Origin of the sequence: Fontibacillus phaseoli (genome assembly GCF_003337355.1) — a bacterium.
Taxonomy (GTDB): Bacteria; Bacillota; Bacilli; order Paenibacillales; family Paenibacillaceae; genus Fontibacillus; species Fontibacillus phaseoli.
In genome coordinates, this window is sequence record NZ_QPJW01000007.1 from 110,736 (window position 1) to 134,966 (window position 24,231).

At 49.7% G+C, this 24,231-nt stretch carries 11 protein-coding genes; 3 read left to right on the forward strand and 8 right to left on the reverse strand.

All coding sequences use genetic code 11. The annotated features are described in order from the left end of the window. Nucleotides 1–18: 18 nt before the first annotated feature. The gene (locus DFP94_RS17005) at nt 19–5,283 is read right to left on the reverse strand and encodes an alpha-amylase family glycosyl hydrolase (protein ID WP_114497665.1); all 5,265 of its coding nucleotides are present in this window, start codon (nt 5,281–5,283) and stop codon (nt 19–21) included. 460 nt (nt 5,284–5,743) lie between these two features. Between DFP94_RS17005 and DFP94_RS17010 the strand changes: the two genes are divergently transcribed. From DFP94_RS17010 to DFP94_RS17020, 3 genes are all read left to right on the forward strand, one after another. Continuing rightward, nucleotides 5,744–6,778, forward strand: a complete 1,035-nt coding sequence (locus DFP94_RS17010; protein WP_114497666.1) for a LacI family DNA-binding transcriptional regulator — start codon at nt 5,744–5,746, stop codon at nt 6,776–6,778. Nucleotides 6,779–6,867: 89 nt separating this feature from the next. Beyond that, nucleotides 6,868–7,527: a beta-phosphoglucomutase gene (gene pgmB, locus DFP94_RS17015; RefSeq protein ID WP_114497667.1), complete on the forward strand. Its 660-nt coding sequence runs from the start codon at nt 6,868–6,870 to the stop codon at nt 7,525–7,527. Nucleotides 7,528–7,653: 126 nt separating this feature from the next. Continuing rightward, nucleotides 7,654–9,972: a glycoside hydrolase family 65 protein gene (locus DFP94_RS17020; protein ID WP_114497668.1), complete on the forward strand. Its 2,319-nt coding sequence runs from the start codon at nt 7,654–7,656 to the stop codon at nt 9,970–9,972. 65 nt (nt 9,973–10,037) lie between these two features. On the opposite strand, the gene DFP94_RS17025 is transcribed toward DFP94_RS17020, so the two are convergent. From DFP94_RS17025 to pulA, 7 genes are all read right to left on the reverse strand, one after another. After that, complete coding sequence (locus DFP94_RS17025; protein WP_114497669.1) at nt 10,038–15,290, reverse strand: endo-beta-N-acetylglucosaminidase; 5,253 nt, start codon at nt 15,288–15,290, stop codon at nt 10,038–10,040. A gap of 313 nt (nt 15,291–15,603) precedes the next feature. After that, nucleotides 15,604–16,965, reverse strand: a complete 1,362-nt coding sequence (locus DFP94_RS17030; protein WP_114497670.1) for an MATE family efflux transporter — start codon at nt 16,963–16,965, stop codon at nt 15,604–15,606. Between the two features lie 20 nt (nt 16,966–16,985). Beyond that, nucleotides 16,986–17,645, reverse strand: a complete 660-nt coding sequence (locus tag DFP94_RS17035) for a RibD family protein (RefSeq protein ID WP_114497671.1) — start codon at nt 17,643–17,645, stop codon at nt 16,986–16,988. Nucleotides 17,646–17,679: 34 nt separating this feature from the next. Further along, nucleotides 17,680–18,816, reverse strand: coding sequence for a sugar ABC transporter substrate-binding protein (locus DFP94_RS17040; protein WP_114497672.1), 1,137 nt, complete (start codon nt 18,814–18,816; stop codon nt 17,680–17,682). Between the two features lie 22 nt (nt 18,817–18,838). Continuing rightward, nucleotides 18,839–20,791, reverse strand: a complete 1,953-nt coding sequence (locus DFP94_RS17045; RefSeq protein WP_114497673.1) for an alpha-amylase family protein — start codon at nt 20,789–20,791, stop codon at nt 18,839–18,841. Between the two features lie 32 nt (nt 20,792–20,823). Next, a complete protein-coding gene (locus tag DFP94_RS17050; RefSeq protein ID WP_114497674.1) occupies nt 20,824–21,864 on the reverse strand; it encodes a zinc-dependent alcohol dehydrogenase in 1,041 nt (346 codons plus the stop codon). A 263-nt stretch (nt 21,865–22,127) separates the two neighbouring features. Next, complete coding sequence (gene pulA, locus DFP94_RS17055) at nt 22,128–24,086, reverse strand: type I pullulanase (RefSeq protein WP_114497675.1); 1,959 nt, start codon at nt 24,084–24,086, stop codon at nt 22,128–22,130. Nucleotides 24,087–24,231: the final 145 nt, after the last annotated feature.

The following is a 24,231-nucleotide window of genomic DNA, read 5'->3' on the forward strand; positions in this document are numbered from 1 at the left end:
TAAAGATGTCTTTTAAATTTACATTGCCGCTTTTTCCATAAAAAGGATCAGCACGGCTGCTACCTGCTCACGCGTAGATGTCGCCGCAGGTTCAAATACGTTCTGCCCCATTCCATTAATAATTCCCAATGCTTTTGCCGCCTTGATGCTATCCACGGCATATGCGGATGCCTCGCCCAGATCGGAGAAGCCGGCCTCTTCGGCCCCGGCGACTTCACTTGCCGTTTGCCCGGTCACATGGGCATACGCCTTCATCAGGATTGTCGCCATTTGTTCTCTGGTTATCGTCTGATTGCTGCGGAACGTACCGTCCTCGTACCCCGTTACGATTCCCAGCTCGTTCAACTCCGCGACATAGCCGGCATAATAGCTGTCTTGGGCGACATCGCTAAGGTTAGAAATCCTACCTTCGGCATTAAGTCCCATGGTCCGCCCCAGGAACGCCGCGAATTCGCCGCGGGTCACGTTGCCTTTCGGGTTAAACCGGTCGGCATCCACCCCGGAAGCGATATGTTTCGCCGCAAGCAATTCAACATACTCCTTGGCCCAGCCGCTCGTCACGTCGCTGAACGTTTTGTTGTATTCCATGACCACAAAACTAGCCAACCGGTCACTCAGGAAAGTAATGCTGTTGCCATCCCATTTCCCGCCTACATATACCACGGACCCGTCTTCGTTTACCGCATAAACTCCTGCCTTGTTTTTGTCCCCAATTCCCTTCAAGGCTGCTTCATCCAGAGTCAGCGTTATTTTAACCTTGGTCCCCGGCTTTACTTCAACAGCTTGTTTGTCTGAACCGACACTGAGGAGTTTAAAATCATAAATGTCCCCAGCCGGAGAATATGCCCGGTCTTTTTCGACGATTTCGCTTTTCAGTTTCTTCGTTGCCTCGGAACTCGGCACTTCTTTGCTGAATACGATTTTTCCGTTTGCATGAATCGCTACAGCGGGAATACTCCCGGCAGGCATTTCAATCGTTACGTCAGGAAATACGAGCTGAAGTGCGGCCTTTTGCTCCAAGGCCTTTTCTACAGCGCTTCCCGGAATCACGAGCTCCGCCGCTTCTCCCGCAGCTACTCCGGAGACTTGAATGGTTACTGCCTTACCGCTGTTCACGGCAACCGCAATGGCTTTCTCCAATTCGGTAGCACTCACTTCGGCCGTCTTACGGCCGTTCTCGCTGGCTTTAGCCGTTACCTTTACGGATTCGGAAATTGCCGGAGTTGGAGTGCCGGTGCCTGACGAAGAAGATCCCGCCGATCCGGAATTCGGATTCGATGTTCCCGGAGGAGTTACCGGGCTCGAAACCGCGGCCAGCACGATCGTCCCTCCGTCCAGACTGGACGGCAGGGTTAACGTCACTTTACCGTCACTATCCGCTTGCACCGTTTGATTGCCGTACTGTTCAACCCATTTCGTATTTTTGTAACCCGGTACCGTAAAAGAAATTTGCTGTTCAGTGGTTTTTGTATTAATACCAACGACTACGCTCTTGCCTTGGTACGTCCGGGTAAACACATCATATCCGTCCTGGTCGGATCCGCCGATTTGCGCACGGGTTCCTTTAGAGAAAATCTTCGAATAGCTGTCGCGGATATGCAGCATTTTCTTATAGTGTTCGTAAATATGGCTGTAAGTCGGATCGCTCAACCCGTCCCAGTTGAAGTCGTACCTGTTTTCGCTAAACTCGCCGTTGGACATATTCCCGGCGTTCATGCCGGACTGTCCTACTTCTTCGCCATAATAGATGACCGGTTGGCCCTTGGCCGTAATTTGCAAGGAAGCCGCGATCTTATGTTGAGCCTGCAAGCCCTTCAATGCCTCTGCGTCCAGAGTTCCGTCCTCGAATTTTTGGCGATCTCCCCCCGACAGCAAGCTTACCATGAACCCGTTCTCGTCATGGCTGCTCAGGAACTGGCCGAGCATGGCCGCATTGTCGATCTTCCCGTTGCGGTCCTGAAGCTTCTGTTCGGCTGATTCAATTTCGCCTTCTACGAATTCTTTCGCAATTCCTTTAAACGCGAAATCAAGCTCGGAATCCATCGTGCCCGTGCGCAAATAACCGCCATCATTATCCACGCTTGCCCCAAAATTTTCCCCGATCATTTTGAAGGCCGGATTGATTTCAGTCATTTGGTTCTTGAATGCCATCCAGGTTGCATTTTCCACGTGCTTGATCGTATCAACACGGAAATAGTCGATCGTGTTGCCGCTGGCGGTCTTGGACTTCTCGATCCAGTCGGACTGCCATTTGATAATTTGCTCGCGCACCGCAGGATCTTCCGTTTTAAAGTCCGGAAGTCCGGCAACTCTATTCTTGATGATGGGATCCTCGTCGGCATCCCGCAGCATCCCGGCGAACACTTCACGTTCAGGCTGCGTAGGGAGGTTATTCAAATCGCCCCAATTCGGACTCAACTGGTCCATGCCGTAACCGGTATGGTTCAAAACAACATCAACCATCACCTTGATGCCATTGTCATGAGCGGTATCCAGGAGCTTCTGGAAATCTTCCAAATCCCCCAAGTGCTCATCGATTTCAGTAAAGTCTTTAGCCCAATAGCCATGATAAGCATACTGATTGCTGTTAAAATCGATACCCTTGTTAAAGTCGATGTTATCGACGATCGGCGTAATCCAAATCGTATTGATGCCGAGATCCTTCAGATAACCGATCTTCTCGGTAACGCCTTTGAAATCTCCGCCATGATAAGTTTCCGCGTGGCTGAGGTCGTAATTCTCCCCGTTCGGATCATCATTGCCGGTATCCCCGTTCAAAAAACGGTCCGTCAGCATGAAATAGATCCGGGCCTCATCCCAGTCAAAATCGTCTTTTCCGACCGATTGGCGCGGTTTGACGGTTACAGCGGCATCATGCGTATATTTATTGCCGTATACGTCTACCAACGTTACAGAAATTTTCTTCACGCCTGTCGGAACCGAGTCCTTCACCGCAATCGTCAGAGCCTGGAGATCGTTATCGATCACCGTCTCCGTTTTCCCGCCCAATGCGGACAAATCCGCAAAAATACTGCGAATTTCATGATCTTCGATTCCGGCCAAGTTTAGAGAGAGCACCGAATTTTCATTAAAGGAAATCTCGGCAGGCATAGTTTCGGATTGAATGGCTGGAAATAGCTGCTTGTAAGTGATCTGGGACTTGCCATCTACAGTATTTTTAGGATCGAGAACTTCCTCGGTGACTCCATCTTTAGTCACAAGATAAGAATATTCGAAGGTTCCTTCTTCAAGGTTCCGCAATGTGTAGGTAAACCGTTCATCTTCCCGACTGTAATCCATCGGATACTCGTTGCCGTTGATTTTCAGCTTCACGCTTTCGATCTTATCCATTTTATTCATTTTGAATAGTCCAAAGTCCCGATAATAGAAGGTGGCACTGCGATCTTCCAAGAACGGTGCCGTTGTTCCAGGCAGGGTGCGGAACGCGCCTTTCCCCGCATCGACAACGACTTTGGTTAGCACTTCGCTGCCAGTTTGAATCTCCCGGTCATAGTCCTGGTCAATCAATGCCCATCCATCGCTTCCGACCCTCTTATGGATCTTGAATCCGATTTTGCCGACTTCGGAAGTGATCGGAATGATGACGGTCGATTTGTTGCCATCGATTTCGCCGCCTGCAAATGAGAAATCCTTATTTACATATCCGGTATACCATGTCCAAACGCTCCAATCGCTAAAATCGGCGCCGTCTTTGACGTAAGTGAACTGAACTCTGCGATATTTTTCGGCCTCCAATTTCTCGAGATCCGGCTTTTCATAAAATACTTCGCTGATCCCTTGTACGATCCAGACTACGACGTTCTTGCCCTCTTTAATCCGGACTGTTTGTTCGACATCTTTGTCAGCCCATTCACCTTCGGATGTAGACAGCCTTGGGATCACCCCAATTTGTTTGTACGGAAAATAATAAGTTGCCTTAGCATACCCTTCCGGGGTTTCATTCAATTTGCCCCGTTTGCTCTTTCCAACGTCCGGTGTCACAGGAAACATATATAGATTCCATTGATTCGCTGTCCCGTCAAAACGATAGTAGTTAATAGTGTAAGCATTTAGATTGTCCACCATATTGACCATTGTTTCAGTTGTGTACGTGTCATAGCTGGCTATGATCGTAACTTGACCCAAAGCCGTACCTGGTTCAACGGTTAGAATATTTTGATGAATCGCCACCCCAGGTACCGGATTCTTCAATGACCAGGTTGGCGTCACGTCTGTATAATTGCCTTCGGCATCCAATAGACTGGCTTCCAGTTCCAATTCTCCGCCGATGGCGACGTTCTCATCGGATTCAATCACGATGCCGGGAACGATCGCTAACGAATTTGGAGGGTTCCCGCCCGATTTTCTCGGGTTTAACGGATCCAGGAAGTCTCCGCTCCAGCTGCCTTGCTTGGGAATGAATTTATATTCGTAGATGCCGGCCGAGAGAGGAATAGTAAGACTGTAAACCCCATCCTTCAAAATTAAGGCCTCGGCCGTTTTTTCGTTCCAGCCATTCATTTGTCCTACCAGATGGGCCGCTGTCACTCCGGATGGCAGTTTATCCTGCGGTATGTTAAACGTCACCGTCCCGTCATTGTTAATAACCGGGCTCTTCAGTGCATTTTCGGTCACCTTTACCGTTTTGACGATCTTCCAAGGATCATGCTTGGCCTCGATCTCAATATTGCCGGTATCAGCATTAGCTGCAACAGTAAGTTTTCCGGTGGTACTGTCGAAGGAAACTCCGTTCAGCCCTTTGGTTAACGTAAGTTGCACTAGATCTTTGGTATCGCGGTCGCCCGTAAAATAGACCGCATCGATCACCGTGGATTCTCCTAACCCGATTTCTGATGGAGGTGATTTAATAAACTTGATTCCCGGAACGGATAACCCGGGATTGTTGTTGGTATCGCTGTACTTCTCGGAATTCAGAGGATCTCCCATCCAGCCGTCTACATCCATGCCGTATTGGTACCAACCCGCATCAATTCCTCGCGTCAGGGTCCAGACGTTGCCCTCTGCCAAAGTTAGGGGGATTTCTTCCCAATTGTTATAGAAATCGCCCTTAACTATGGCCTTCTGTTCTTGCCCGGTCCCCTGATAATTAAACGTCACCTGCGCTCCGGTTGCGCTTCTTTCCCCGATAACCGGACTGGCGAGCCCGCCGCTATCTAAGGTAGGATCATCAGCTCGCGCATGAGTGAGAAAACTGCCGAAAGAGCCCACAACCAGTACAAAAATGAGCAGCCGGGAAAACCAGCCCTTCAATCTTTTGTGCATTTTGCATAGACCTCCTAAATGAATGTTCACTGCAGAAATTCAAATATTTGCATGCAAAAAAAGACTGAGCGATATAAGCCTCCTTTCAGAATTAAAATTGCGCAAACGTTTGACTAAAAATAATTACTGATTCTGTTTCCGTCTAAGGAGTGCACTCCGCCAAGAAAGCGCTTTTATGTTTCTTATTATATTATCTTAGGCACTTCCAAATGTTAAAACGTTTGCACAATCGATATTTAGAAGATTTTACATCTAAACTCACTGTTTGCTTTGTATAACTCAGCATTGCTCTTAATTTCTTATTATTTCAAGATTAAAGTAAAAATCTCTCAGGCATTCCCATCCCTAGGTGAAAATACGCAATAAATGACACCTTTTCGCGGCTTTATCTATTTACTTTCCGTTATGTTTAGATTAATATTACAATGTAAAGCAAACGGTTCCACAGAGGAGGTTTTTTATGGCTGTTACCATAAAAGATGTTGCCAAAAAGGCCGGAGTATCACCCTCTACCGTGTCCCGGGTGCTGTCCAATCATCCAAGAATAAGCGCCGAAACTTCGAGAAAAGTAAAGGACATTATGGAGCAACTTGGATACCATCCGAATATCATGGCAAAGAGCCTGGTATCCAAAACAACCAACAGTATTTGCATCATGTTGCCGAAGTCTGCCGAAGAATTGTTTTCCAACTTCTTCTTTATGGAGTTAATTCGCGGAATTGTCACACAAGCGAGCCGCTTAGGCTACGATGTGCTGATCAGTTCGGGAGCCAACGAAAAGGAAGAAATTGAAGGCGTATCCAGACTGATCAATGGACGCCGGGTAGACGGAGTGATTTTACTTTATTCGAGGCAAGACGACCCAGTTATCGATTTTCTGCATGAGAACGGTCATCATTTTGTTCTAATCGGACGGAGTGAGCAATATCCCGATATTTTATCGGTGGATAATGACAACGTTCAAGCATCCTATGATGCCACGAAGCATTTGATTTCTCTGGGACATGAACGGATCGGGTTCGTCAGCGGACCTCCCGACCTGGTCGTTTCCAAGGATCGGCTAAAGGGTTATCTGGATGCATTGCATGATTCAGGACTTGAAATGCGACCTGAATGGATTGTTGAGGGGGAATTTCTGCAGGATAGCGGCTATCGTGCCATGTCTTTCTTTATGAATTTACCCAACCGTCCTACGGGCCTGGTCCTGATCGACGACGTCGTGTCATTCGGCGTGTTGCGTGGCCTGCATGAGCTCAAGTATAAAGTCCCCGAAGATTTATGTTTGGTCAGTTTCAACAATATTCCTTTGTCTGAATTGTCGACACCACCGCTCAGCAGCATAGATATCGGAATATACAATTTGGGATACACCGCTTCCCAGGTTCTGATCCAGTCGATTCAGAACAACAGCGACAAGTCCTATCAGAAGCGGCAAATCATTCCGCATCGGTTGATGGTTCGTGAGTCTTCCATGTATTCGATATCGAAAAAATAAAGGCGGGACACAAAAAATAATCGAAGCGTCGGCTTCTTTTATTTTTTGCAATTTGTTCAAACGTTTGCGCTATTGGAGGAGGAGAGGTTATGACCTCAATTAAAGCATGTTTATTCGACCTGGACGGTGTGCTCGTCGACACCGCCAAATATCATTATCTTGCCTGGAAGCGCCTCGCCGAGGAGTTGGGCTTCGAATTTTCGGAGCACGATAACGAACGGCTGAAGGGCGTAAGCCGGATGGCTTCGCTTGATATTCTGCTAAGCATTGGCGGAATTGATTTAGACAAAGCAACCAAACTGGAGCTCGCTGAGCGTAAAAACAACTGGTATTTCGAAATGATCACCAAAATGGATGATTCCGAAATTCTGCCGGGAGCGCTTGATTTTCTGAAGGATTGCCGGGAGAATGGCTTGAAAGTCGCCCTGGGCTCCGCCAGTAAAAACGCCATGACGATTCTGAATAATACAGGACTCACGCCGTATTTTGACGCCATCATCGACGGAACCCGTACTACCAGCGCGAAGCCCGATCCCGAAGTATTTACGCTCGGTGCTTCCGAACTTGGCGTTCTTCCGGAACAATGCGTCGTCTTCGAAGACGCGGAAGCCGGAATCGAAGCGGCTCAACGGGCCGGGATGCGCAGCGTGGGCATTGGATCGCCAATCTCGCTGGGCAAAGCCAATCTTGTTGTTGCCTCGCTTGGAGAGATGACAGTAACGCGCCTGCAAGAGATTGCCTCCGTTTAAACAAGGGGATACTAACGTTCAACGATACCTCAACGATCATGCGTAAGAGAACGGACATTCTTTTTTTGCAATCCTATTCATTTAATCTTAATCACTAGAATTACTTTAAGAAGGAGCCGGTAAATCGTGAAACAATATTTGAAAATGGATGAATGGTCTATTATAGAAGAATCCTTTGACCCTGCTACGCACGAAATTTCCGAAAGTATTTTCAGTATCGGTAACGGATTTATGGGCCAGCGGGCCAATTTCGAAGAGCAATACAGCGGAAAATCCCTTCAAGGAAGCTATATGGCCGGGGTCTATTATCCCGATAAAACCCGTGTAGGCTGGTGGAAAAACGGATATCCGGAATATTTCGCCAAAGTCCTGAACAGTACGAACTGGATCGGCATCAACGTGCTCATTAACGGCGAATCGCTGGATCTGGCCAAATGCGAGATCAAAGATTTCGTACGTGAACTGAACATGAAGGAAGGCTATCTTTCCCGCCGTTTTGTGGCTGTGATGGAGAACGGCAAAGAGATTCAAGTGGAATCGGTCCGCTTCGTCAGCATGAAACGCCAAGAGATCGGGGCCATCCGTTATGCGGTTACCCCGCTTAATTTCTCCGGGACCATCCGGGTTGTGCCTTATCTGGACGGCGACGTGCAGAACAAGGACTCCAACTATGACGAGAAATTCTGGCTCGAGGTAGAAAAATCGGCGGCACAGGATATCTCCTACCTGAACTTAAAAACTAAAAAGCTGGACTTTCACGTTACGTCCGTCATGTCATTCGATGTATATAAAAACGGTGAAAAGCAGGAGTTTGAAGCCTCCGTTTCCGAGCGCGAAAAATTCGTTTCCGCGGAAGCTGCTTTTGAAGTAGAACAAGGCGCTACGCTCACTCTCTACAAATACGTAGCTAACGTGACTTCCCGCAATCACGGATTAGGGCAGCTTGTGGAAGCAGGCAAAAAGGCGCTGCTTGAAGCGCATGCGGCCGGTTTCGACAGTCTGCGCCAAGAACAGGCCGATGTCTGGGCCGAAAAATGGAAAGGCAGCGACATCATTATTGAGGGCGATGTATCGGCTCAGCAAGGAATTCGCTTTAACATTTTCCAACTGAATCAAACATATACCGGAGAAGACGATCGCCTGAATATCGGGCCGAAGGGCTTTACGGGGGAAAAATACGGCGGCAGCACTTACTGGGATACCGAAGCTTATTGCGTGCCGTTCTATCTAAGCACCGCGGATTCGGGCATTGCCCGCAACTTGCTGATTTACCGTTACAAGCACCTGGAAAAAGCGAAGGAGAACGCCAAGAAACTCGGCTTTACCAAAGGCGCACTCTATCCGATGGTTACCATGAACGGCGAAGAGTGCCATAACGAATGGGAAATCACTTTTGAAGAGATTCACCGGAACGGCGCTATCGCCTACGCGATCTACAACTATGTGAATTACACCGGGGATAAATCCTATCTGAGCCAATACGGCTTGGAAGTGCTCGCGGAAATCTCCCGGTTCTGGGAAGAACGCGTCAACTTCTCCAGCACTAAAGGAAAATACGTGATGCTCGGCGTTACCGGTCCTAATGAATATGAAAACAACGTCAACAACAACTGGTACACGAACCGCATTGCTTCCTGGACGATGGAATACACGCTGGAAGTGCTCGATTATCTGAAAAAGAACGAAAACGCCCGTTACCTTGAGCTGATCGACAAACTGAAGCTGAGTAACGAAGAGACCGCCAAGTGGCGGAACATCATCGACAATATGTATTATCCGGTTGACGAGGAGCGCGGAGTCTTCCTGCAACAAGACGGCTTCCTCGACAAGGAACTGGTTCCGGTCAAAGACCTGGCTCCGGAAAACCTGCCGATCAACCAGAACTGGTCCTGGGACCGGATCCTGCGGTCCTGCTACATTAAGCAAGCGGACGTGTTGCAAGGCCTGTTCTTCCTGAGCGACAGATACGATCTCGAAACGAAAAAACGGAATTTCGATTTCTATGAACCGTTGACCGTTCACGAGTCCTCCCTGTCCCCTTGCGTGCACTCCATTATGGCCTGCGAGCTCGGCTACCAGGAAAAAGCGTATGAAATGTACCTGCGTACCGCTCGTCTGGATCTTGACAACTACAATAACGATACGGAAGACGGCTGCCACACGACAAGTATGGCAGGAACCTGGATGGCCGTCATCCAAGGCTTCGCCGGCTTACGCGTAAAAAATGATGAACTGGTGCTCCAGCCGTTCATTCCTTCGCATTGGAAAGCCTTCTCGTTCAACGTGATGTTCCGTGGTGCAACGCTGAAAGTGAACGTTGGCGAAGAAAGCATCACCGTGACGAACGAGACCGATACGCCGGCCGCAATCCGGATCTACGACCGCAGCTATACGGTCAGCGCCCATGGCGAAATCCAAGCGCAAAGATCATCGGTAACGATCTAAGAATAATTTTAATTATAGAAAGGCAGGACCTGCATAATAATGCGGGTCCTGCCTCTTTTTAATGGCTACTTAATCAAAAAGTTCAAAACAAATTGCGCCGCCTCCGCTCTCGTCGCCGGCAAGTCGGGAGCAAATCTTTCTCCCTGACCTTGGACCAGGCCGAGTGCTGCCGCCTCCTTCACGCTCTCCAGCGCCCAAGGGGCAATGCTTGAACCGTCGGAGAATTGGAGCGGTCCCGATTCGGTCTCACCGACATCGTGCTGCATCGTATAAGCGCGCATCAAGAGGGTAACGATCTCTTGACGGCTTATATTGGCGTTCGGCTCAAAGCGATCGGCCGACCGGCCGCTGATTAATCCGGCTTTCGCCATTTTTGCGAGATCTTCCTCATACCAGCTCCCGGAAGGAACATCGTTGAATTTTAGCGTAGTCTTCTCCTTCAAATTCAGGGCACTCGCTACGATTTTTACAAACTCGGCTCTGGTTATGGTGCGGTTTGGCTCATATCGGTTATCGGATACGCCTTGAATCCAATGCTTGGCCGCCAATCGCTGAATGGCATTCGCCGCCCAATGGCTGCCGGAAACGTCTTGGAAATTCGCCTTGTATTCCAGCAAGCCGAAAATTCCTGTCTCGTGTACCTCCAATTCCATTCTATTTCCGTTAAGGGTTCCGCCCAGGTAGGTTAAGGAACCGTTATTCCCTATGATATAGATGCCCGACAGTTCCGCGTTCAAACCATCCTGGAGCGGAAGCATCAATTTCAAAGGCTCTACCGGTGCCGTGAGTGGATGAACGGTGCCATCCGCGGAAATAGTGCGGATCTCAACCTCTACGGCCGACCCCTGAAGAGAGACTCCAGATCTCGTCGTTACCCCGGCCTCACTTATTGATTTCGCTTGGATTCCAATTCTGATCTTACTACCGGACGGGCTCTTTTCCCCCAGCAAATCCTGCAATTGAAGTAATACTTTCGGCGAGATTTCCAGGGCCAGCTTGTCGGCCTGAATCCGAAGTTGATTCTGTTTCAAAAGTTCGCCTGCATTGACTGGAAGTTCGATGCTTGTAGCCGTCGACTTCACTTCAATGGTCGTGATTCCGTCTTTTCCCGGTTTGGACAGCTCATTGGCCGAAATCGCCATCGTTCCCGGATCGATAGGAGCCGGCGTCGGTGCCGGCGTTATTACCGTACCGGAGCCTCCCGATCCGGAATTTGATCCGGACCCGGGTCCGGGAGATACGGGAACGTAAACCACAAGAATGCTTCTTTTGGCCTGCAGCAAGTTCGCATACGATTCCTTAATGACTTCAAGCGGGCTGTCTTCACTCAATGCTTTGGCTTCCGTATAAACTTTGCTGGATCTCAACTCCGCGATGGATCCGGCGGTATAGACCGCATTATCGCGCAATGCATCAATTTCGTTCAAAAGGGATTCCAACCGGTTCCATTCGGCCGTAGTGTCGCTTCCCACCTTGAGGCTGATTTCTTCGCTTTCCTGGACGGCCGTATATTCTTTTCCGTTGAACATGTACGTATTGGTTACGGCGACTTTATATTTCCCCTCATCGGACTTTGCCGCCTGATTCAAGGTAAATACGGCGCCAGTAGCCTCGGATACGGGGTTTCCGTCTTTCATCCATTGATAGCTTAATGTCCCCGAGCCGGCAGCCTCCACCGTAAAGATTACTTCGTCGCCGGGTTCGGCAGGATTTTTCGATACGCTAACCGATTGAATTTCCGGATAGGCGGCGACGACATCAGGTTTGACCGTCAAGGTCAGTTCCGTACTTGTCGCAGTAGCGGGATTGGTTCCTTCTATGCCGCGGAGCACTGCCCTGAATACAGTTCCGTCGTCTTCGGCACGAGCCGTAAAGGAATAGATGCTTGAGTTCTCTCCTACCTGTGTCCAATTCTCGGAATCCTTACGTTTTGCTTCCCAAACCATCGACTCTACATCCCCGGTCGGGCTGACCAACAGAGTCACTGCTTCGTTCTCATTGACGGTTTTGCTTTCCTCCAGATTAATTTCGAATCCAGGCGCAACCGGTTCGGCTTCGGCCGGAATGACATTCACCGTTGTCTCGGCCTCGGCGATTCCGCCCTCTTCGTTGGTAACCACTACCTTATATTTGACTCCGTCCATTTCCAATGCCACTTGCGGGATCGCGTAGGTGGCTTCCGTAACGGAAATATCGCTGTAGCCGTTTCCGCTATCCTCGTACCAGGCGTAAGATAAAGTCCCTTTCCCGCTAGCAACGGCTTTCAGCGCTGCCATGGTGCCTTCGCGGAAGGTTCCTTCTTTGGCGATTTGAACCACCGGGTTCTCGAACTTCCATTTTGCCGTTAATTTCAGGTCGGTTTTAACGGTATCCTGATTAAAATCCCATTTCAGTTGATCGTGATACCAACCGTCAAACACATATCCTTCTTTGCTTATTTTCATCGGCTCGGCGATCTTCGCGCCGTAAGCGGCCTCGATCGGCGGAATGGCGGGTTCACCGCCATTAGCATCAAACTCGATCTTATAGCGTTCCTTACCTTTCAGATATACCGGTGTGGACTTGTTACCGGCGTTATCTTCCATGACTACATACACATTTTGGGCATTGGACGTGAAGGCAAGACTTGCCTTGGTCGTCCGTCCGCGAATAATCTTGGCTTCCGTTTTATTCGAAATATAAGTGACCGGGAATGATTTCGATATCCCGTCTTCATATACATACATATACCTCCAGTCTCTCGTGTTCGGCATCGGCAACTTTAGCTGATTCCCTTCCCAAGACCAGGCTTCGGCATAGGGTTCGGAAATTTTGTCGATAAAGTTGCCGCTCAACATCACCGGCTGGGCACCGCCGGGTGCCACGGTTACGAGGTAATCGTCCCCATTGATCGGCATGCCGCTAAATACAGCGGATGTAGCGCCTGCCGGAACCGTTAATTGTGCGTTAACCGGCTGATCCGTGGTAATGCGATTCAAGGATTTCACGCTGACCGAAATGTCTCCGGAAGCATCCGGAGGATTAACCCAGCTTACCTCGAAATCCCCGTTTTCTTGGGAGTTTGCTGCTATGTTGGATACGGAGGCGTTCAAATCGAAAGGAAGGCTTGCGGCCGTCCCTTCTTGCCCGTCAGCGCCGACAGCGGCGACCTTGATCGTTCCGGATTTGGCCGGCAAATTTTTAACGTAAAATACTTCGTCATATTTGCCGCCCACATACACATCGTTCACATACACATTGTATTGTTTTACTTTAGAATAATCCGAATCCAGGTTCCATTTGAGCATTACTTCATCACTATTCGGATGAATTTCCGAAATGGTTAATCCCGCCGGTGCCGTAGGCGCGACTGCGGATCCGTCAAAAATCCGGATTTGACCGATATTCATTTGATATCCGTTTACGGCCGTTTGACCCGGTTCGAACACCAAGCCGAACGCGGCGATCGATTTGCCGGCGAACTGGCTTAAATCAAGCTCGGAAGTCACCCAACCGTTACTTTTCTTTCCGCTATCCGGTACGGGCACTTTTTGTACCGTGCTTGGATCATCCGCCATGATCAGCCCTATTTGCATACCGGAACCATCATCGTCTGAACTTTTGTTATACGTAATGGATAGTTTTGAGCCCTCATTCACGTTCAGGTCCGTTTTATACAGTCTTAGGAAAGTTTCCGCGTTCAAATCCCCGTTTACGACAAGCGAGCTTCCGCCCTGATAAGCTCCGATTTGCTCGTAGTTATACCGCGTGGTGTCCGCAATGTTATACTTCGGACCGTAATCGAAATCTACGGTTAGTTTATTGCCTGTCGTATCCTGCCACCATTGCCAGGTGACCGGAATATCTTGAAGGCTCATATTGGACCACTCGTCATCATTGGATACCGAGCCGTTCACGTAATAAGAAAGGCCGTGCCCGGTGTTGAAGTTACTGTAAAAGTTAGCGTCCCCGATAACGGAGCGTTCCGCTATAACGGAGGAAATGCCGGGCCAATAACGATTATCCGCGTAGACGTCGGCAGCCGTATTCGTCGGGGAAACCGCCGTGTTCCGCGGGTCGATGTTCGGGCCGGACCACCACAGTTGTTCCCGGACTTTCGTCATCCATTGGTAATTATTCTCCGCACGGTGTCTGACGGGCCACGACTGATTCATGTCCTCATCAAGCCCGGCATGGACAAAATCGGCTCCCAATGTGGCGATGCTTAACGAAGGCAGGCCGTCGACGAGTTTATCTCTCAGCGCCGTTCCTTGGACGCTCTTGAACCGGTCCCGGCCGGCCTCCAATCCGGCAAACCCGACGTCGAATATATCAAGGTCTGCACCGGACGTTTGATTCAGATTGTTAAGATAATTCTTGGCCGAATTGATTTGACTGCTTCTCATGCCGTAATCAAAGAAATACGATTGCGATACCCGCTCGCCCGAGTTTTTGTCATACAGAAACGAGATGTTATTGTCATTGAATGTTCTCGCAAATGTATTTGATCCGGTCGCGGTATTTAGGGAATCGTACCATTGTACATACAGCCCGCCTTTTTGCAGCGCTTTCATAAATCCGATATAGTCGGGAATATCCTTCACTTCCACGTTAGGCCCGACTTCTTCCTGATTGACGAAATACCCGTCATAACCGAAATAATCGGCCATTTCGATCAATTTTTCGGCAACCGGATAATTCCCTTGTTCATCCTTGAGTATCATTTGTTTATAGGTTTGCTGCCCCCGGTCATTGTTGGAAAAGAAAATTCCCGCCAGGGAGAGCACTCCGTTCTTATGGGCTGCATCGGTATAGGTCGGATTCGGGATATTCAGCATGCCGAATTCGAACCATTTTTGCTGCCAGTCTTTCTGTGCCAGATCGTCGTAATATTCCGAAGGAGTATAGGCAGTGGCTGTTCCGTGCCAGTAAGAATAGTAATCGATATATTGCCAGAAGTTAAAGTGATATTGCGCGAATTTATTAGTATAAGGAGCATTTTCTATAAAAGCGTTTCCATAATCGCCGGCAACCGTGATCATTTTCACGTTGGGATCGAGATTCGGATTGCTTTGCGTAGCGGTCAGCGGATGTATCCTTTTTTGCAGGGGCACGCGGGATCTGAGCAGTTCGGCATCCGGATCGCTATTCGGACTCCAATCCAAAACTTGGCCGCTTGTGTACCCGTGCACGCTCGGTTGATTTTCTCCGTGGGCGCTTTCACCTTGAAACGGCCAGGTGTCTCCTGCTTGTACATAAAGAGGAAAGCTGGTGAGGACTAATGTTAGCGCCAATACCATAGATGTCATTTTTGCCTTGGTCCTGAAACGTAGATTCATTATGTAACCTCCAGTTCTAAGATAGAATGTTTCCACCACTTTCGTTTACTGCTACGGAGCCGATTAAAGTCCCTTCCGGCCGTCACCTCCTCCTGTCTTGCACCCTGATCTTCCTAACACTCTATCCCATGTAACCCCTTACAAATAGGGTTGAAATTAAAGATACGCTGGACAAATTAAAGGTAATATAGTCTTGAAAATAAAAAACAACAACAAAACAATCCGCAAAGAACGCGGATTGTCAGGTGTTTTAAGCACATAAAGTATTGATCATTCTATTTCGGCTGTGCCCTTTGAAATTCAGGGCAGGCGGCTACGCGGCGATATCGCTAACCAGGTTTTTAATCCACTTGCGCGACCGGATCCGGGCCAATCCAATGCCGAGCCGGACAACCTCCTCCAGGGACAGCACAAGATACACCAGGTAGACCGGCTGTTTGAACACAAACGACAGCAGCAGCCCTGACGGAACCCCGATCAGCCACGTTGCCGCCGATTCCATCGCGAATACGAACTTGCTGTCCCCGCCGCTGTTCAAAATTCCGCCGGCCATGATCATGTTTCCGACCTTGACCCATAAGAAAGCGGCAAATACCCAAACCAGGTAAATTCCCAAGCGATGGGCCTCCCCTGAAATATTAAAGAAGGAAACATACCAAGGGGAAGCAACCGCAATCACCAGGCCGACCGCAAGGGAAACGGAGATCCCCAATGCGATGAAACGTTTGGCATACTGCATGGCAGTCTCTTCTTCCCCGGCACCCAGTTTATTGCCGACCATCACCCCGCCTGCACTGGCCAGGCCCGACAGCAATCCGATACAGATGCCTTGCAGCGGAAAGGTAATCGTCATGGCCGTCATTTCGGATGTCCCCATGCGACTGTAAATCATGGCATAGACGGTCTCGCCCATCACCCAGATGAATTCGGTCAGGATGATGGGATAGGTCGTTTGAATGAACTTTTTCAATAGTGGTCTGGAGATCCCGAACAGGCTGCCGAAATCTACCGAACCCGGAAGCCTGAACTTGTAGACGGCTCCAATGATCAATGCGCACTCCACGACTCTGGCAATTAACGTTGCAATAGCCGATCCTTTTAACCCCAATTCCGGAAAGCCCCAGTTCCCGAAGATCAGCAAATAATTCAGTACAATGTTCAGACCTACCGTAAACAAGCTGACGAACATCGGCAATTTAACGTGCGTCGTACTTCTGAGAATGGCGGAATACATCATCGTAAGCATCGTCGGCACATAACTTAGCGAAATGATCTGCAGAAAAATGTATCCCTCCCCCAAGATCCGCTCATCCGTCGTAAACAAGGACAGGCAAAGCTGGGGTTCGAAGAACACGAGCAGCGTGAACAGGAACGACAGTGCAAACCCGGCCAACAAGCCGATACCGAGCAATTGAGAGATGCTCTTGCGGTCCTGTTTTCCCCAAAACTGGGCCGCGTAGATCGAAACTCCAGCCGCGAGGCCGGCCAGTACTACAGAGATCACTCCGTATATTTTCGTGGCCATTCCGACGGAAGCGATAGCCACATCACCCAACTGTCCCACCATCAACTGGTCCGTGAGCGTGAGCAAAGACATGATCAGGCTTTGCAGCGTTACCGGAAGGGCAATTTTATATACGTTTTTATAAAAATCCTTTTTTAACTCATCGCTCATCTAACCCGATCCCCCATTATTCAAACCGCCTTTAAATAGCGCAGCAAGGTGTAATTATCCTTCGGCTCCACTTCGACCACCTTGAACTTTTTGGCGAAATCGAGCTTGGTGTATCCTTCTCCATCGACCAGCGTAATATTGGACGCCCCGCCGATGATGATCGGAAGCTGCATCAGAATGATCTCGTCGACCAGATCCTGGTTAAAAATATGCCAATTCAGAAAGCCCCCGCCTTCCACCATCAAGTTGTTAATCCCGTACTTCTCCTCCAGCAGGGTAAACAATTGCCCGAAATCCACCTCGTCTTTCCCGCAAATCAGGCACTCTTTGCCCCGTTCCCGCAACTGCTCGATCTTACGTTCGTCCTTGCCGTTCTCCGTCGTTACAAGAAGGGTTTGCCCCCCATCCGTCAGCACATTGCTATCCATCGGAATATTCATGGTCCTTGTGGGGATGATCCGTACCGGATTCTTATTCTCCTCATAACGGTTCGTCAAAAAAGGGTTGTCCGTAGTGATCGTATTTTTCCCGACCATAATCCCGTCGACCTTTCCCCGAAATTTATGAATATATTCCATATCCCGACCATCAAATAGACTGAACAAGGGCTTGCTGGACTGCCCCGGACCCAATGTCAGCTTACCGTCGATTGAAATTTGGCTAAATACGCTCGTTTTCATGGATCATCCCTCATTCCAAATTTTATTTTTCCGTTTACAGGACTCCGGCAGACTGTTTAAATTGTTGATCCATCGCGCTCCAGGCGGACTCTTCGCCTTCTTCCGGCAGAATTTGCAGACCGGCGCGTACCGCCTCCCAAACAGAAGCCATGGCCGGTTCAATCGGCATGGACCGGCTCTCTTCCAACAATGTTGTAAGTGATCTCCTGTTACCGTCAGTTAGGTCTTTCAATTTCTCGCGTGCCTTGGAATGAACGGGAATCCGCTGCACCTCCGTCCCCCATTTCATTTGGCTCTCTGCACTTAGCATGAAGGTCGCAAAGGATACAATCTCCTCCTGCAGTTCCGATTCCAGCGAATAACCGGGAAAAACAAGGCCTATCGCCGATGACATAGAAATGGAAGGGCACCCTTGAATGGAAGGAAGCCGGGCAACGCCTAGCTTGTTCTTCATATGCCGGTCCAGGTGATTATAAATCCACTCTCCGCAGATGATTGCGCCGACCTCCCCGGCGATGAATCCCTCCAGCAGTTCCGTCGAACCGTTCATGCTGGCCAAAAGGCCGCGATCCATCCGGGTCCGAACATAATGCAGTGCCCGCTTCATCTCGCTCTTGGGAAGACTAGGGGCGCCTTCCGACATGGGCCAGCCTCCGAATGCCGTCAAAAAGGGGATGAACCAGTAAGGCTCCCGCAAATCGGCGGCAACAGGAATAATGCCTTTCTTCTTCAATCCGTCTCCCGAATCTTCGATCTCCTCCCAGGATCCTGGAGGCTCCGGATAAATTTCACGATTGTAATACAACACCAAATGGTTGCCCGTAAGCACCGGTAAGCCATAAGCTATTCCTTCCGACCGCATGGACTGGAGAAAGTCAAAACCATGTGGGGCTACCAAAGACAGCAACTCATCCGGTACCTCGGAATACTTCGCTTTCTCCCCGAATCCGGCCATATCCGCAGGGACCAAGGCCATTTGGGGCGCTTCGCCTCCCTCGGCTACTGTATTCAATCGGGTGACCAGCTCCGAAATATTCATTACTTCGGGAATAACCTGAATGTCATTTTGCCGGGAGTATTCACGGCATAAACGTTCCAAGAGTTCAATGGAGGTATCTCCCGGTCCGTCAAATTCATGCCAAATCACCAGTTTCTTCGGATGTGATCCCATCTTTGCACCTGCCTTCATGTCTTTATATTTTGATATGGGGATGGTAGAAAACCATGCCCTGATAGGGTTGGAGCAACCAATCACCCTGTCGGCCTGCTGCAGAAGACAACCATGCCGACTCTGAATCGGCCAAGCTGTCAATCAGGATAGTCCATCCTTTCGATGCGGGATATACGGCATCCAGGTTTACGGTTTGCGGTAAGTCAGGACTTAAATTAAAACAGCCGACAAGCAACTCGCCTCCCGTTAAATAGGCGTACAGCAACACCTCGCCCTGGGCATCCGGTATAAAAAAGTTTGGGGGCTGCACCAGGTAGTCCAGCTGGTATTTGCATGAATACAAGCGGTTCAGCAGGGGGATCATGGGCTGCGGATGAGTCCAGTTAATGGTTATCCGGTTGAAAAACGCCCGCGGGATGGCCGCGCCTCCCGTGTTGTCTCCAAGACCGCAGTTCAGCGGCTGCTCTTCGTTCACCTCGATTCCCGTAGTCAAATAGGGAACGGCGTTTGGCAAAAAGCTGTTAAAAACGCTCATCATCCGTGCCAGCGGGATTCCGCCGCGGCTGGTAATTCTCGGCGTGTCCGCCGTTTCGGAACAGGCAAAGACGTGAATGGCCAGTTCCGGGAGTTCCTTAAGATAAGCCTGCAGCGTCTCCACGGAAATATCCGTCATGATATTCCAGCCGCTGCCCAGCATGATATTATAGCCGGTGCTCGCCGCCTTTCGGTGGTTGCGATTGAACAAATCTTCGCTGATCAGGATAGCGTTCGGCCTGATTTCCTTGATTCTCCGGAACATTTCTTCGAGAAGAGCCACAGGCAGAACATGACCGATGTCGATCCGAAACCCGTCGATGCCGTAAGTATGCAAGTTGAATTCAATGGCTTCCACCAGCATGTCCCACAATTCCCGATTCGGTTCATTTCCGGGGTAAATATTGCATTTGATCGTGTCAAACAGCACGTACGGCGGTTGATCCGGCGGAATCAGGTGCCGGACTTGCGGCGAAACGTCCTTGAACAGCCTGTAAAAAGCGATATCCGTCCAGATCGGCTGAACGTCATTGATCCAATCGGAATGAGCCGGTGCCGTCGTAATTCCCAATTCATCCTCGATGAGGGAAAGCAGCGGCTCGCCGGATTGACGGGCTCGTTGCTTCAGACACTGCCATAAGAGTGGGTTCAGCTCATTCGGCGGCGGTGAAAATTTACCCAGAAACGAAGACGTTTCCGCGCTGCTATAAACGGTTTCCAACATGTCCGGCTTACATTCTTCAAAAAAACCGAGTTCCGGAATGTGCGGCGGACGAAATCCGTCCAAATGTTCTTTGCCGATCCAGTACACCCAGTCCGGATGTTCTTCAATAATTTCACTATCCCTGGCGGTTACCCGGGGGATAAAATCCACTACGACTTTCATGCCCAGCAAATGGCAAGCCTCAACGAGCGAAGCCATTTCGTCATGAAGCGTAAATTCAGCGATCCCGTCCAGCAAGGGATCGTGCAGTTCGGGGTCAAGATCAAACAACGTATGAACCGCGTAGGGGGAGCCGACATCCCCTTTCCAATGCATTTGGCTGTACCTTGTAACCGGCAGCAAATACAGTATATTAACGCCCATCTTTTTTAGCATCGGGAGCAAAATCATGAACCGCAAAATGGTTCCCGATTGAATCCTTCCGTCATGATTGTAGTCCCATGCCGCCGAATAACGGACCAGCGATGAATAAATGACGCTACGGTCCAGATTTCTTCCCTCCGAGAAGGCGTGTGATTGCGATAATTGAAACAGGTAATTAAGATGATGCAAGAAAAAAGGAACAGGGTACACTTCAATTTCATTATTTTTCGTGTTCAGGATATCCGGGTATCGGCATTCGTTCCAAATCGCCGGAATCCAGATCGACGGCAGTTCTTCGCGCTGGCGGGAGGCCAGAAACCGGTATATATGTCTCAATCCCTCTTGGCGTGCCATACACAGCCATCCCCTTTCTTCAAAAATACAGCTCAGAACGCGAACACGGTTTTCATCGTTTCGGACGGCAGAATATGACCTGTAGACAGCTCATAGCCCAAAAGCTCGTGAATGGCCGTCTCATAATGTTTAAGCGGATAACGTTTCGTCACCAAAGAAGCCAGATCAGGATGATTCGCCGCAAATTGCAGCGCCGTCTCGAAGGTATTCAGGTATTCTCCGGCTCCTATGATTTTGACGGCATTCTGCGTGTAATGAGTCGGAGTCAAGAGATATTGATAACCTCCGTTAATGCCGAAGGGAACGATTCTTCCTCCTCGTTCTATCCATTGCTCCGCTAGGCCCATTTGGGTTCCAACCGTATCGATTACGACATCGTATTTCCCTGATTCCCGTAGCCGAAGGCCTGTCTCCCCCGCTAACTCCCCCGGTGTGGTGATCTCCTCCGAAAACCGGCGAGACAAAGACAACCGATATGGATTTATTTCTGTCGCCATGGTAATGCACCCCAGGGACCTGCTTACAATTTGACACAGCAGTCCCATCGGTCCGGATCCCAATATCAAAACCCGGTCTTCCGGGGTTACTCCGGCTTCCTTGAAATTGTGCAGCACACATGCAAGAGGCTCTACAAGAACCGCCGCCTCCCAACTCATGCCCTCCGGTAACTTGTGAACAAAAGATTCGTTGGTAACGAAATAAGGGGCAAACGTTCCGGGAATATTCAGACCGGCAATCGGCATCCCTTGTCCATCCGGACCGATGCAGAGATGCAGCTGCCCTTTCCGGCAGAAACGGCATGCTCCGCAGCTTTGGTTAGGGTCGACCACGACCCGGTCTCCTAACTGAACCCGGTTTACCGCAGCGCCAATTTCAACTACGGTCCCTACGGCTTCGTGGCCGCGAATAACACCGGGAAGCCCCGGTTCTTTTCCGGAAATAACGGCAAGATCCGTACCGCAAATACCTGTCAGTTCGATTCTTATCTTTACGTCGCCTGGCTTGCAACAAGAAGGACATTCCTGCTCGCCTAGTTCCAATCGGCCATGCTCCGTCCATATCAATGCCTCCATTTGAATTTCCCTCCTCTCTCGTCATGATTCACTCAGTCTGTTCAAACGTTTGCGCAAAACGCTTGAACACATCTTATCACAGTTATTTGTAAAAGTAAGGGAAAAATTGTCGAATGATCCCTTATTTTTCAGAAATTTTATGTAAACTACATTTTATTTCATTTATTTTCTGCAAATTCATAAAAAACCGCAGGACGTTCACTCAATCAGCGCTCATCCTGCAGTTTCTTTATAACTATTCATTTATTCAGTACCAAGACAGTTTAATGCGTTATGTTCAAAACAACCATACCGATCCCATGGACTTCCAGTTTGTTATTCCGGAACGATTGAACGAATTCGTTCCCGTAATGCACTTGCCAGGCTCCCAAATCGGGCAGTTCCAAGGAAACCGGATCCGCGTTGGCGTTATAAAGTACATAAAGATGGCGGTCGGCATCGCCTCCGGCATGATTCCGCAGCGTATAAGCCACGGCATGGCCCGGCGCCGGTTCAAAATACAAATGCTCGCGAATCTCCTGAGCTGTCCGCAATCGGAAAGCGGGGTGGGACTTCCGCAGCTTAATCAGGCTCGCCATGTATAATACGTCATTTTGACGGCCAGCACAGCGTTCCCAATCCAGCCAGTTGATCTCCACCGCTGATTTATAGCTGTTCTCCACCCCGTTTTTGGAACGCATGAATTCCTGTCCGGCATGAATGAACGGGATGCCTTGACTGGTGAGAATCATCGCCGACGCGAGTCGGTGCATTCGGTTGCGTTGTTCTTCCGGTTCATTCGCGGAGGAAATATCCAACTTGTCCCAAAGCGTATGGTTATCATGGCATTCCACGTAATTGACGTTTTGTACAGGCTCATCCGCAAACTGTTCAATCGCCCCGCCGTAGCGGATGCCGCCGACAATTCCGCGTTTGACGCCGTCCTCAAGCCCGCCGCCCTGGCTGACGAAGCCTTTCGATCCGAAAATAAAGGTGTCCCCTTTCACCGTATCGCGGATGCCGTCATTGAAATGAGCGATATTCGGCATGCGCCAGGCGTTGCCCTGATGGGCGCGACGTTCATCCGGCAGAACGGTTGCCATGTTCCAACCCTCGCCGATCATCAGGATCGAAGGATCGATCTCATCGATCCGGCGCCGGATTTCGTTCATCGTATCCACATCGATCAAGCCCATCAGGTCGAACCGGAACCCGTCGATGTGGTATTCGCGGAGCCAATGCAGTACGGATTCGACGATGAATTTTCTCATCATGGGCCGTTCGGATGCGCATTCATTACCGCAGAACGAACCGTTGGAGAAAGTTCCGTCCGGGTTGTAACGAAGATAGTATCCCGGAACCAGCTTGGTGAAGTTGACGAGATATCCGTCATACACGTGGTTATAAACCACGTCCATGATAACACGCAAGCCCCGATTATGAAGACTCCGGATACACTGCTTCAATTCCGTGATCCTTGAGGCCGGTTCATACGGATCCGCAGCATAAGATCCCTCTGGGACGTTATAATTTTTCGGATCGTAACCCCAGTTAAAATGCGGCTGATCCAGCTTGGTTTCATCCACGCTCTCCGTGGAATAATCGTAAATCGGCTGCAACTGAACGTGCGTGATGCCAAGCCCGGCGATATGATCCAGTCCGGTCGGGATGCCACCCGGTCCGCGAGTGCCGCTTTCGGCAAGGCCAAGGTATTTTCCCTTATGCTTGATACCGCTGCCGGGATGGATCGATAAATCCCGGACATGCAGCTCATAAATCACCGCATCCAAAGGCGAAGGAAACGGCGGCATCGCTTCGTCCCACCGTTCCGGATCGGTACGGCGCAGATCGAGCACGACCGCCCGGTCGCCATTGACGCCGACCGCCTTGGCGTAAGGATCGGCCGCTTCGTTCCAACTCGCGCCCACCTTGACCCGGTACGTGTAATAAACGCCGTGGTAATCCCCGGCCGTTTCCAGCACCCACGTCCCTTGAACATCTCGGGTCATCGCCCGTTCGTGCATCGGCAGGCTGTCCCAGGAGGAGTAGAACACGACCTTCGCCTCCGACGCCGTCGGCGCCCATAAGCGAAACATCGTTTTCTCCGGCGTATAAACCGCTCCCAGGTCATCGCCGCTATAATAAAATTTTTCATCAAACGCTACATCAAAAACCGAAACGCCTCCGGTTACCGCCGGATCGCCATAATCCATAATCACATCTATTTCCTTCTGTACCGACAATGGATTCACTCCAATCATATAAAATTGTCGCGCCTCTGTTTCCCAGGCTTCAAATCACGAGTTATTTGAACAGCCGCTTATTTAAGATGCTTCCGATGCAGCTTTCTTTCAGAAAGCTTTCAGCTTCTTCGGAATCATTTTACTC